Here is a 12,610-nt window from a genome sequence, read left to right on the forward strand (position 1 = left end):
TTTAATCCATATTTAATGGTTCTTTGAGGACTATTCAATACATTTGAACAGATTATTTTTTAATCCCAGCATCATGAAAGAGCATTTGAAAAACGATTCAGTGAACATGAGCCATCTATTGGACATTATAAAAAAGCAGGGAGCAGAATACCTGAATTCTCTGGCAGACAGGCCTACCTCTATCAATACCCCTTTTGTACCAGCCTCTGCAAACCTTCCCGAATATGGTTATGGAACTGAGGAAGTTATTAAAATATTCAATGAAAAGTTTGAACCTATTATGGTAGGAGCTTCCGGCCCAAGATATCTGGGATTTGTAACCGGAGGTTCTACACCGGCATCTATTGTAGGAGATTGGCTGACTACCATTTATGATCAGAACCCCAAGTCCGGAAAAGGGCAGGGAGATATTTCCGCGAATGTAGAATTTGAGGCTATCAGGCTTATTCTGGAACTCCTGAAACTTCCGGATAGTTTTCTGGGTGGATTTGTTACCGGAGCTACCATGTCAAATTTCACCTGTCTCGCAGTGGCCCGTCAATGGCTAGGCAAAGAAAAAGGAAGGGATATTGCCAAAGAAGGTGTTTCTGAAACAATTAAAATACTTACTGCAACTCCGCATTCATCCTCTATAAAGTCACTGTCACTTTTAGGAATGGGAAGCAATAGTATTATAAAGATTAAAACAGATGGAAATGACCGTGAGGCTATTTCTATTAAAGATCTGGAAGCACAGATCATAAAGCTGAACAATGAGCCGTTTATACTTATCTCCAGTGGAGGAACCGTAAATACGGTTGATTTTGATGATTTTAAAGAGATCAAAAAGCTGAAGGAACAATATAAATTCTGGTGGCATATTGATGCTGCATTTGGTGGTTTTGCTGCTTGCTCAGAACATTATAAGCACCTTGTTGAAGATTGGGAATATGCAGACAGCATTACCATAGACTGCCATAAATGGCTGAATGTTCCTTATGAAAGCGCCATATTTCTGGTAAAAGAGCAATATAAAGTTTTACAGGTAGAAACTTTTCAAAATTCCAACGCCCCTTATTTAGGTGATCCTTTGGATGATTTCAGTTATTTAAATTTTCTTCCTGAGAACTCAAGACGATTGAAAGCACTTCCGGCGTGGTTTTCTTTAATGGCATATGGAAAAGAAGGGTATAAGGATATAGTAGAAAATAATGTTTCATTGGCCAGAAATTTCGGAAGGCTTATTGAAAACAGCAATGATTTTAAACTCCTGGCTCCGGTAAGACTCAATACGGTTTGTTTTACGCTAAAAGATAATGCTAAGCAGGATGAGGTTGGGAAATTCCTTGAAATGCTTAATAGTACAGGGAAAGTTTTCATGACCCCAACGTTTTATAATCAGCACAACGGAATCCGGGCGGCTTTTGTTAACTGGAAAACCAATGAAACAGATGTTCAGTTGATCTTTGAGACCATGAATACAATTATTACACAATTACAATAAAAAATTGCTACGAATACACGAATAATTCATTTTGCCTTATATTCTATGATTATGAGTTTGTAAGAGCTGTTTTATTTGTGTATTCGTGGCTAAAAATATTATTTGGGGATCAGGTCACAGAACCAGAAAATATATTCTTCCTCTTTGTCTTCCGGCTTAGATTTCGGTTTGGGATAAGTCTTTTTCACTGTTTCTCCAATTTCAAACTGAACCGGACTTTTAAAAAGAGGTCCATCAAAGGTAAAAGTATGAAATTCCCCATTTTCTCCACAGGGATCTACGTTTTTAGGGAGATCATCAAGAAACTGCTGGTCAATAATTCTTCCTGCAAAGCTTTTGTCCAGATAAGTCCCATTCACACAGGTTACAATCGTTTTAAATCCTAGTTTTAAAAACTCTTGAATAAGATCAGATGTGTCCTGTTTCCAAAGAGGAAATACAGCCTGCATACCAATGGAATTTAATTGTTTTTCCCTGTATTGGCGAAGATCTTCCAGAAAAATATCCCCAAAAATAGAATGGGTAATACCCTGAGACTGTATTTCTGCCATTGTTCTATTCATAATTTCCTGATATTCCTCCATGGATGGTTCCTTTGGAAGTTCCATTTTAGTGAGGGGAATACCAAGAAGGGAAGCCTGCTGTTCCAAAAGAAGAACATGAACCCCATGCATAGAAATTCTTTGAAACTCTTTATTGATGCTGGTTAATAAAGTTTCTACTTCATACTCATCTTCCTGCAGTATTTTGTAAAGAGCCAATGCAGAATCTTTTCCGCTGCTCCAGTTGAATAAGGCTTTAGGCTTCATTACTCTAAATTTCTTTTAATCCTGCAATTTTATGACAAAATTTGTAACATTCCGGTGATTTATGAAGTCTAATTAGTAAATAAACTTGAAAACTCTCAAAATTAAACAGATTTAAAATAAAACACATGAAAAACCTATTAGTTGGGACAGCCGTCCTATTTTTCACAGGAATCGCAACACCTTTATTTTCGCAGAAAGCTGAAGCTCCAAAATTTGTAAGCAATACGGAAGGAGTAAAGGAATACACCTTAAGTAACGGGATGAAAGTTCTTTTAATTCCGGATGCCTCCCAAAGTAATATGGTGGTGAACATCATTTACAATGTAGGGTCTAAGCACGAAGGATATGGCGAAAAAGGAATGGCTCACTTACTGGAGCATATGTTATTTAAAAGCACTAAGAAATTAGGTGATATTAAAAAACAATTGTCTGATAAGGGCGGAGATGCCAATGGTACAACCTGGTACGATAGAACAAATTATTACGAAATTTTCCCTTCCAGTGATGAAAACCTGAAATGGGCTTTAGAAATGGAAGCAGACAGAATGGTGAATGCTACGATTCTTCAAACGGATTTGGACAAGGAGTTCTCTGTGGTAAGAAATGAGTTTGAGATCGGTGAGAATAACCCTGGCTCAGTTCTGATGGAGCGTATTGTATCCACAGCTTATTTATGGCATAACTACGGAAACAGCACCATTGGAAGTAAAGAAGATATTGAAAGAGTAAAAGCACCAACGCTTAGAAAATTCTATGAGAAACATTATCAGCCAGACAATGCAACCCTTGTTGTAGCCGGTAAGTTTGATGAAAAACAGGCCTTAAATTATATTTCGCAGTATTTCTCTGTAATTCCGAGACCATCCAGAGTTTTAGATCAAACTTATACTGTTGAGCCGGCTCAGGATGGAGAACGTTTTGTAGAGTTGAAGCGCTCAGGAGACAGTAAAATTGTGGGAGCATTATATCATACGGCACCTTATGCGGATAAAGATTATGCAGCATTAGATGCATTATCGGAAATTTTAACAGCAGATCCTTCAGGATATTTATATAAGGCTATGATTGATTCTCATAAAGCAGCTTCAGTTTATTCTTATCAGCCAACGGTAAGAGATGCCGCTTTTATGTATTTCGGCCTGGAAGTTCCTGCGGATAAAGATGTAAAAGCAGTGGAAAGCGAATTCAGAACAGAGCTGGATAAAGTTTCAACCATTAAGTATACGGAACAAGATGTTGCAAGAGCTAAAGCTAAAATTTTAAAGCAGATTGAGAACACAAAAAATAATACCATCAATTTTGCGATCGGGCTTACTGAGATTGTAGGTGCTGGAAGTTACAAATTAGGAATGTTATATCGTGATAATGTTGAAAAACTAACTTTGGCCGATATTCAGAGAGTTGCAGATAAATACTTTAAAACCAACAACAGAACAGTTGGTGTATTTGTACCTGCTAAAGATGAGATAAGAGTTAAGAATATCGAGTATTCTGATGACCAGATTGCCACTTTAACGAAAGATTATAAAGGAAAGGCTTTAGAAAAAGAAGTGGCTCCATTTGAAGCAAGCATTAAAAATCTAAAAGCTAATCTTTCTGAAGGGAAATTAAGCAACGGAATGAAGTATGGTGTTATCAAAAAAGAAATTAAAGGAGGAAAAGTATTAGGTAGCTTCCGTTTTCCTGTAAGTAATGCTAAAGACTTAAGTGGGAAATCTCAGATAGGGGCGTTAATGGCTCAGGTGATGAAAACCGGAACCAAATCTCATACGAAAGAGCAGATTCAGGATATGCTGGATCAGTGGAAATCTTCCATCAACTTTTCATTCAAAGGGCAAACATTATCTGCCAATATAAGTACATACAAAGAGCATTTACCGAAAGTAATGGACTTGATGAAAGAAATCCTTACAGAGTCTAATTTTCCTGAAGCAGAATTGGCAAAAACTGTTAACGAGTACAATACGTACCTGGAAGGATCTTTAAATGATCCACAGGCATTGGCATTTACGGAAATTGGAAAGATTACGGAAAACTATCCTAAAGAAAGTATCTATTATACTCCATCTTTCAAAGAGCAGATTGAGGCTAATAAAACCATCAAAAGACAGGAACTTGTAGATTTTTACAATAAAATTATAGGAAGTAATAACGGAGTAGGAACCATGATTGGAGATGTAGATTCTAAAACAGCGTCTTCATTAATGGAAAATACATTTGGAAAATGGAACTCCAAATCTAATTACGAACAAATCAAACCTGAACTTTTTGCGACTAAAAAAGAAGATAAAATTTATTTAACACCTGATAAAGAAAACGGAGCTGCTGTTGGTAAAATCAGTTTCTCTATGGATAGAAAGAGTCCTGATTATCCAGCATTGCTGATTGCTAATGAAATGTTGGGAAGTGGTGGATTTATGACAGCAAGAATTCCGATGAGGCTTCGTGAAAAAGAAGGAATCAGCTATGGTGCAGGTTCATATATGTCGGTGCCGTCAGATAATACGGTGGCTTCTTGGGGCTGGTATGCATTCTTTAATCCAACTAAGAAAGATGCTGTAAATAAAGCACTAAAAGAAGAGGTAAACAAAGCGGTAAAAGAAGGATTTACTGAGGAAGAATTTAAGTCTAATTTAACTTCCTGGCTAACTTCAAGAAAAACAAACTTAGGAAATGACAGTACTTTGATGGGGCTTGTAAATTCCCAGCTTCAGTATGGTATTCCTTTAGAAGATTATGATACGTTGGAAGCAAAAGTTTCAGCTTTAAAAGTAGGTCAGGTGAATGATGTTCTTAAGAAATACATCAGTGAAGATAAGCTGACTTCTGTTTTTGCAGGAGATTTCAACAAGAAATAATTTCAGACACATATAAAGTAAAACCGCAGATGATTCTGCGGTTTTTATTTTTGGTAATTATATCACTAAAATAAACTTCCAGCCTCCTTCTTCCAGCTTCCATGCTCATCTATCTTTTATTCTCAACTTCTTTTATAGGGATAAAATCTCCGTTAAAGTAGTCAATTTTCATTTCAAAAGGAGTAATAGGATTGGCTGTGAATGAAACTCCAATACCACCGCCATGAGGAAATGCAGGGGTAGGCATCAGATTGGGTAAATTGGGATTGGCTTTTATTTTTCCTACAAAATAATAGTCATTATCTTTCTTTTCAGCTTTTGTAAACAGGTTTTCCATAGAAAGATAGATATAAAGTTCACCTTTATAGATAATAGCATAGATGCCGTCTTTTCTGATCTCCTTTTCTTCCCCGTTCACTGTTTCATAGATTCTGACAATTTTTGGAGCATTACCATAAAACTTTACACGGGAAATTTCTTTATTGGGCTGTTGATTTTTTAGGGATTCATAATCATTATAGGCTCCATCTTTTAATTCCGGAGAGTGAAATAGGCTGATCATTTCCTTGGCAATTCCCTCAAAATCTTTAATTTGTTCATACGTGTAATGCTGGTCAGACTGTGGTTTTTTAGAGACATTTGTAGCGATAAAATCAACAAGGAGTTCACTTCCTTTCTGCAGGATTTCCTTAGTTACATCAGATTTGGCTTTATGGTCAATAGCCTGATTGGCCTGATCTAACAAAGAGTAAGTACCATCTTCATTTTTTGAGAATAAAAATGCCTGGAAATAAAAATAACCATGAGCCGCCATTTCAGCGAAAGAAAGTTGTCTGAGATATAAAACTAAAGTGCCGTTTTCTGCATTTTCCCCATTAAGGTTGTTTAGAACATCTTGAAATTGGTTGGAAAGAGGTTGGGAAGCAAACAAATTAGCAGGATTATTTAAAAGTCCTTTTCTAACAGTTCCTAATGAAGTGGTATCAATCCTGCGATCAAGCAGCTTAATGGTTTTGTAATAGCTCTTATCCAGTTTTTTTGTGGGAAGGCCGATGGTAAATTCTTCACGTTGCTTTTGGGCTGATATCATTGCCATAGAGCAGAGGAAAAAAGAGAATATAAGTCTTTTGAAATAGTTTTTCATAATGATTGTCTTTTGTGATTTTTGTTAGGTGATTGCAGAGGAAGATGATTATTTCCTATAGGCTATAATAGCTCCATTTTCAAAATAATAATCAGAGCCAAATAGTTCTTCCGCATAGATTTCCGGCAGAAAATAGGAGTCGATCTTATTTTCCTTCTGGTATTGTTCAAATTCTTTTTTTGTGATTTCCTCACCATCCAGAAAATAAATGAAGTCTTTGTTTTTAGGAATAAAAGGTAACTTCTTGGCCTGATTCAGATTAATATTCAGCACTCCATTTTCCTTAATATGCCTCTTATGGACAAAAAGAAAATATTTATTAGCATTTAATTCTCCATCCTCAGGAACGGTTCCTTCAAAAACAAAGATATTGCTTAGCCTGATGTCATCCGCAGGAATGTTGATAATATGGCTTTTAAATGAATGCTCAGATTTATACCTTTTAAAAGGAGTAAGAATCGTAATAGACTCATATGAGATGAGGTTTCCGGGATCTCCTGAAGGCAGTACTTCTAGTTTTCTGGTGATTACGGGTTTCGGATAATCATAGTCTTCATCTCCTGTTTTTGGAGAGACCCAAATCATACCTTGAATCTCCGCAACGCCCAAGGTATCAGTCTTCTTTTTTTGGGCATTGAAGTTGGAGGTAAATAAAATAGACAGAAAGATTCCACTGGCTATTTTTCTAAAAGGAAGTTGAAAAAAGTGGTATTGGATATCTGATTTTTCTTCCGGAATATATAACCGATCTGCCTGAATTCTTCCACAAACAGATGAGTTGGATTGTAATAATATATTAATTTCTTCATCCGTTTTATCTGCGAGGTCGTATACTTTCTTTGAACAAAGGTCACAAAAGCTCCCACCAGAGATTTCCTGCATATTTTCTCGCGCCACAGAGCAGGGTTCTTTAATTTGAAATTCCTTTTTCATGAGTATTAGTTTTGTTAGATTAAAAATACAAAAAAACCTCAAAGAATTTCTTTGAGGTTTGAATTATACTGATTATGAGTTTTTTCGAGAAGAATGTTGATTGTGAAACTAATTGAAACCTATAACTGTTTTCCAGCCTGTTCTGTTTAGAGTGTTTACTAAACTAAAATAAAGCAAAAGTGCAAGTGAGATTCTTATATTTTACTTTTTGCAATGTATATCAATAAAAAAACCTAACAGGATTTCAAATCCTGTTAGGTTTATATATTCAATAATATGAATTTCGTCTTACATATTTCTTCTGTACTTACCACCCACTTCAAATAAAGCATTGGTGATTTGTCCTAAAGAGCAGAATTTAACTGCATCAATCATTACTTCAAATAAGTTCTGCTGGTTGATGGCTGCATGCTGAAGTTTTCTTAAAGCCTCTTCAGATTTTTCTTCATTCGCTTTCTGGAAGTTATGAAGCGCTTCAATCTGTGCCTGCTTTTCCTCTTCGGTAGAACGGATAACCTCTCCCGGAAGTACCGTTGGAGAACCGTCTTTTCCAAGGAAAGTATTTACCCCGATGATCGGATATTCTCCGGTATGTTTCAGCCATTCGTAATGCATAGATTCCTCCTGGATCTTAGAACGCTGGTACATGGTTTCCATTGCTCCCAATACACCACCTCTTTCTGTAATTCTGTCGAATTCTGCATACACAGCCTCCTCCACAAGATCTGTAAGCTCTTCAATAATGAAAGATCCCTGAAGTGGGTTTTCATTTTTAGCAAGACCTAATTCTTTGTTGATAATTAACTGAATTGCCATTGCTCTTCTTACAGACTGCTCTGTAGGAGTCGTAATCGCTTCATCGTAAGCATTGGTGTGAAGTGAGTTACAGTTGTCATAGATCGCATACAATGCCTGAAGGGTTGTTCTGATATCGTTGAAATCAATTTCCTGCGCGTGAAGAGAACGTCCTGAAGTCTGGATGTGGTATTTCAACATCTGGCTTCTTTCATCTGCACCATATTTCAGCTTCATTGCTTTTGCCCATATTCTTCTTGCCACACGTCCGATCACTGAATACTCAGGGTCGATACCGTTTGAGAAGAAGAAAGATAAGTTCGGTGCAAAATCATTGATGTCCATTCCTCTTGACAGGTAGTATTCCACATAGGTGAAACCGTTAGCCAATGTGAATGCTAACTGAGAAACCGGGTTAGCTCCAGCTTCAGCAATGTGATATCCTGAAATAGAAACAGAGTAGAAGTTTCTTACTTTTTCCTTAATGAAATATTCCTGAACATCACCCATTAACCTTAGAGCGAATTCAGTGGAGAAGATACAGGTATTCTGAGCCTGGTCTTCTTTTAAAATATCAGCCTGAACAGTACCACGAACAGTAGCAATGGTTTTAGCCTTAATTTCTGCATATACATCAGCAGGGATAATTTCATCACCTGTTAATCCTAAAAGCTGTAATCCCAATCCGTTGTTGGATGGAGGAAGTTCACCATTATATTTTGGCCTTTCTAAGCCTTTATCATCGAATTTTTCTTTAAGCTTAGCTTCAACTTTAGCTTCTAATCCGTTTTCTTTAATATATTTTTCAACATTCTGGTCGATGGCAGCATTCATGAAGAAAGCCAGCAGCATTGGAGCAGGTCCGTTGATCGTCATGGAAACTGAAGTTAATGCATTTACCAAATCAAAACCTGAATATAGTTTTTTAGCATCATCCAACGTAGCAATAGAAACTCCCGCATTACCAATCTTACCATAGATATCCGGTGGTAAAGCAGGGTCCTGTCCGTATAACGTTACTGAGTCAAATGCTGTAGACAAACGTTTTGCAGGCATTTCTGCAGATACGTAATGGAATCTTCTGTTGGTTCTTTCCGGCCCTCCTTCTCCGGCAAACATCCTTGTTGGATCTTCTCCTGTTCTTTTGAACGGGTAAATTCCGGCTGTATAAGGGAAACTTCCCGGAAGGTTTTCCTGGCCTTTCCACTTAATCAGATCTCCCCAGTCGTTATACTTTGGTAACGCAATTTTTGGAATTCTTAAGTGAGATAAAGATTCTGTAGACGTTTCCACTTTAATCTCTTTTCCTCTTACGAAATATGAATAGAACTCTGCGTGGAAAGCTTTCTTTGTATCATCCCACGTTTTCAGGAAATCGATATTTTCCTGTTGAAGCTCCTTTTCCGCCTTTTGATATTCCGCATCTAAAGCTTCATTGGAAATGATATTTTTTACCCCTTCAATATGATACATTTTTCTTGCAAGCTCAGCCTGCTTTTCAACATTAGCATCATATTGTTTATTATTTTCCACAATTTCAGAAAGGTAGCGTACTCTTTTGGGAGGAATGATGGTTACTTCATCTGTAATTTCCTGCTCAACGAAAGTTTTAAGTCCTAGATCTGAAAATTTTTCATTTACTTTGGAAACCAGCCTGTTATAAAGTTCTGTAGTTCCATGATCATTGAACTGAGATGCTTTTGTAGCATAAACCGGCATATCCTCCAATGGGCTTTCCCATAAAAGGTGGTTTCTCTGAAACTGCTTTCTTACTGCCTGAAGAGCATCAAGAGCTCCGCGCTTATCAGATTTGTTGAGTGCAACCAGATCAGCATAATCTAACATATCGATTTTTTCAAGCTGTGTAGAAGCACCATATTCAGGAGTCATTACATACATGGAAACATCTGCAAAATCAGAAACCTCAGATCCTGATTGTCCAATTCCTGAAGTTTCAAGGATGATCACATCCGGATGAGCCAGTTTCAGTACATTTAATGCAGAATGAATGAACGGAGAAACCGAAACGTTGTTTTCTCTCGTCGCCATTGAACGCATATACACTCTTGGATCATTAATGGCATTCATACGGATTCTGTCTCCAAGAAGTGCTCCACCTGTTTTCTTTTTAGAAGGATCTATAGAGATGATCGCAATTTTTTTATCAGTATTGGAACGTAGGAAACGTCTTACCAATTCATCCGTTAAAGATGATTTTCCGGCTCCACCCGTTCCTGTAATACCAATGATAGGAATATGTAAGTCTTTTGATTTCTCATCAATTGCTTTTACCAATTCTGGCTTTTCATCAGAAAAGTTTTCAACAGCAGAAATAATCTGTGCAATGCTTGATGGATTTTCAAAGTTGATATTTTCTAAATCTTTAGCTGTAACATCTTTTCCGGTAGCGAAATCTGAACGGTGTACCAGATCATCAATCATTCCCTGAAGACCAAGTTCACGCCCGTCATCTGGTGAGTAGATTCTATCAATTCCGTAAGACATTAAGTCTTTAATTTCTTCCGGAAGGATAACACCGCCTCCGCCACCAAAAATTTTGATCTGTGGTGAGTTTTTTTCTCTTAAAAGGTCATAGATATATTTGAAATATTCATTGTGACCTCCCTGATATGAAGTTAATGCAATAGCATTGGCATCTTCCTGGATTGCTGTATTTACAACTTCCTCAGCTGATTTGTCATGTCCTAAGTGAATCACTTCACATCCGGTTCCCTGGATGACACGACGCATAATATTGATCGCAGCATCATGTCCGTCAAATAATGACGCCGCTGTTACGATTCTTACCTTGTTGGTTGGAGTATATTTTTGGGTTTCCATAAAAATTCTAGAAAGTTTCTAAGTTTTCAAATATAATAATAAAAAAACAACCTTGTGTTTGATTTTATAATATTGATTATCATCTGTTTGAATGGTGTTATTTAATAAAATGACTCCGTTTTTAGGTTTGAGAATTTAAAAGACGAAAGGTTCGGCAGTTACAGAATTAAAAATGACTTACCAATTTTGTTTAGAAATTGATATATCCTTAAATTCTCAAATTAAAATTTCTACTTTTGCACCATATTTTACAGACATGCAAAAAGCTTTGATATATTTCGCATTGGGGACCGTAGTAAGCTTCCTTATTAATTATTTTTTTTTAAGCTCAGATCATATCGGCCTGGAAGTTTATTATGCCGTGGCTTTTGGAGCTGCGTGGGGTGTTGCTTATTATCTGGATACACCGGATATTACACTACCTAAAAAACTAGGCCTGTCTTTTATAGTAATGGCTATTCTTGTTTTTATAGGAACCTTAATTTTTAAACTTGAGCTGGCCATTCCATCCATACTGAAATTTTCAATGGTTTTTGTGGCCTATTATGTAATAGCAAGTTTTAGGGCAACGAAGTCATTAAGAAAATAAAAAAATAGGCTGTCATTATTTGACAGCCTTATTTATGTTTAATGGAGCATCATAAAACTTACCAGAGCGAGCCCTGCAAGTAAAAACATGAATGCAAAGAAGTTTATAGTAAATAATATGATCCCAACCATAATACTTACCAGTCCATGTGAGCGATAAACCCGGTGGTGAGCGATAAAGAAATATCCCATACTGTAAATTGTCATGATAGTCATCACTAAATAGAGTAGGGCATTAAGGACTTTAATATCTGTTAGTTTTGTAAGTTTTCCAAACAAAAATATCAATAAAATAGTAAGTAATAGGAAAGAGAAGTAATGCAGGGTAAAAATCCCATGATCAAAATACCACCATTTTTTCTTATTGTGAAACAGCCATAAGAAAAATGCAAATAAAGGGAGATAGATGAAGAGAGCTTTAGGCAGATTGTGAAACGATTTTTCTATCATATTGCTTAATAACTCCTTTTTAGTAATCCCGTGTTCTTTAAGTTCGAAGTATTTATGAACAATCGGTTTCTCTGCAAAATCAAGGAATCCTGGATTTTTAGCCTTAGCAGAGTCATAGGATTTTTTTGTTTTATAGTTTCCATCACCGGAATCTATTGTTCTGTCCATATCCAATATTTTTTCCACATCGGCAGAATCAGGAACCAGTTCTAGTTTTGTAATAGCGAGAGAATCCTCCTCAGTAAGTGTTTTTTTAGCTTTTATACTATCTATTATTTTCTGTGTTCCGATGGCTTTAATAGGTTTCATAATTTTTACAAGACCTTTCTCATCTTTTTCATCATGTTTGTTACTGGATCCTATATTGACCATAGGAAATAGTGCAAATACAAAAAATGTAATAAAGCTGACAAAAATATAAAGCTTTACAGGAGGTACAAACATCTGTCTCTTACCTTCCAGATAAGTATTGGTAAGTTTACCGGGTTTAAACAATAAATTTTTTACGGTTCCCCAGAACTGACCGTCATAATGGGTGAAATCTTCAATGAAATGGGTAAAAAGGAAATAGAAAGGCTGTCTGCGCTCCGTATTTTCCTGTCCGCAATGGGGACAGAATCTTTCTGCTACTTGGTGCCCACAATTCAGGCAGGTTTTGTCTTCTCGGATCTTTCCGTGGCTCATGGTACTTGTTTGTACGACAAAGATA

At 36.6% G+C, this 12,610-nt stretch carries 8 protein-coding genes; 3 read left to right on the forward strand and 5 right to left on the reverse strand.

Going from position 1 to position 12,610, the window contains the following annotated elements; genetic code table 11:
- Positions 1 to 73: 73 nt before the first annotated feature.
- Entirely contained in the window at positions 74 to 1,483 is a 1,410-nt protein-coding gene (locus tag BBH99_RS02140) for a pyridoxal phosphate-dependent decarboxylase family protein (protein ID WP_066691334.1), read from the forward strand.
- A gap of 98 nt (positions 1,484 to 1,581) precedes the next feature.
- Here BBH99_RS02140 and BBH99_RS02145 read toward each other — a convergent pair whose 3' ends face one another.
- Entirely contained in the window at positions 1,582 to 2,292 is a 711-nt protein-coding gene (locus BBH99_RS02145) for a Dph6-related ATP pyrophosphatase (RefSeq protein WP_066691335.1), read from the reverse strand.
- A gap of 125 nt (positions 2,293 to 2,417) precedes the next feature.
- On the opposite strand from BBH99_RS02145, the gene BBH99_RS02150 reads away from it, so the two are divergent.
- Positions 2,418 to 5,150 (forward strand): M16 family metallopeptidase, encoded by a 2,733-nt coding sequence (locus tag BBH99_RS02150; protein ID WP_083188717.1) that lies wholly within the window; start codon positions 2,418 to 2,420, stop codon positions 5,148 to 5,150.
- A gap of 109 nt (positions 5,151 to 5,259) precedes the next feature.
- Here the strand turns inward: BBH99_RS02150 and BBH99_RS02155 are convergent, their stop codons facing one another.
- From BBH99_RS02155 to BBH99_RS02165, 3 genes are all read right to left on the reverse strand, one after another.
- Positions 5,260 to 6,294 carry a hypothetical protein gene (locus tag BBH99_RS02155; protein WP_066691339.1) on the reverse strand — a complete coding sequence of 345 codons (1,035 nt, stop codon included), beginning with the start codon at positions 6,292 to 6,294 and terminating at the stop codon, positions 5,260 to 5,262.
- 48 nt (positions 6,295 to 6,342) lie between these two features.
- The gene (locus BBH99_RS02160; RefSeq protein ID WP_066691341.1) at positions 6,343 to 7,227 is read right to left on the reverse strand and encodes a hypothetical protein; all 885 of its coding nucleotides are present in this window, start codon (positions 7,225 to 7,227) and stop codon (positions 6,343 to 6,345) included.
- A gap of 288 nt (positions 7,228 to 7,515) precedes the next feature.
- Positions 7,516 to 10,863 carry a methylmalonyl-CoA mutase family protein gene (locus BBH99_RS02165; RefSeq protein WP_066691343.1) on the reverse strand — a complete coding sequence of 1,116 codons (3,348 nt, stop codon included), beginning with the start codon at positions 10,861 to 10,863 and terminating at the stop codon, positions 7,516 to 7,518.
- 256 nt (positions 10,864 to 11,119) lie between these two features.
- Between BBH99_RS02165 and BBH99_RS02170 the strand changes: the two genes are divergently transcribed.
- On the forward strand, positions 11,120 to 11,452 hold the full coding sequence (locus tag BBH99_RS02170; RefSeq protein WP_066691346.1) for a hypothetical protein: 333 nt from the start codon (positions 11,120 to 11,122) through the stop codon (positions 11,450 to 11,452).
- A gap of 38 nt (positions 11,453 to 11,490) precedes the next feature.
- Here BBH99_RS02170 and BBH99_RS02175 read toward each other — a convergent pair.
- Positions 11,491 to 12,610: DUF3667 domain-containing protein (locus BBH99_RS02175; protein ID WP_317041477.1), on the reverse strand; the 1,120-nt coding region annotated here is incomplete at its 5' end.

The sequence above is a fragment of the Chryseobacterium contaminans genome (assembly GCF_001684955.1).
GTDB classification, from domain to species: Bacteria; Bacteroidota; Bacteroidia; order Flavobacteriales; family Weeksellaceae; genus Chryseobacterium; species Chryseobacterium contaminans.

What these genes read in the sequence shown, in the direction of transcription:
- BBH99_RS02140 (WP_066691334.1), top strand. Translation starts at nt 74, where the DNA reads ATGAAAGAGCATTTGAAAAACGATTCAGTGAACATGAGCCATCTATTG.
- BBH99_RS02145 (WP_066691335.1), bottom strand. Translation starts at nt 2,292, where the DNA reads ATGAAGCCTAAAGCCTTATTCAACTGGAGCAGCGGAAAAGATTCTGCA.
- BBH99_RS02150 (WP_083188717.1), top strand. Translation starts at nt 2,418, where the DNA reads ATGAAAAACCTATTAGTTGGGACAGCCGTCCTATTTTTCACAGGAATC.
- BBH99_RS02155 (WP_066691339.1), bottom strand. Translation starts at nt 6,294, where the DNA reads ATGAAAAACTATTTCAAAAGACTTATATTCTCTTTTTTCCTCTGCTCT.
- BBH99_RS02160 (WP_066691341.1), bottom strand. Translation starts at nt 7,227, where the DNA reads ATGAAAAAGGAATTTCAAATTAAAGAACCCTGCTCTGTGGCGCGAGAA.
- BBH99_RS02165 (WP_066691343.1), bottom strand. Translation starts at nt 10,863, where the DNA reads ATGGAAACCCAAAAATATACTCCAACCAACAAGGTAAGAATCGTAACA.
- BBH99_RS02170 (WP_066691346.1), top strand. Translation starts at nt 11,120, where the DNA reads ATGCAAAAAGCTTTGATATATTTCGCATTGGGGACCGTAGTAAGCTTC.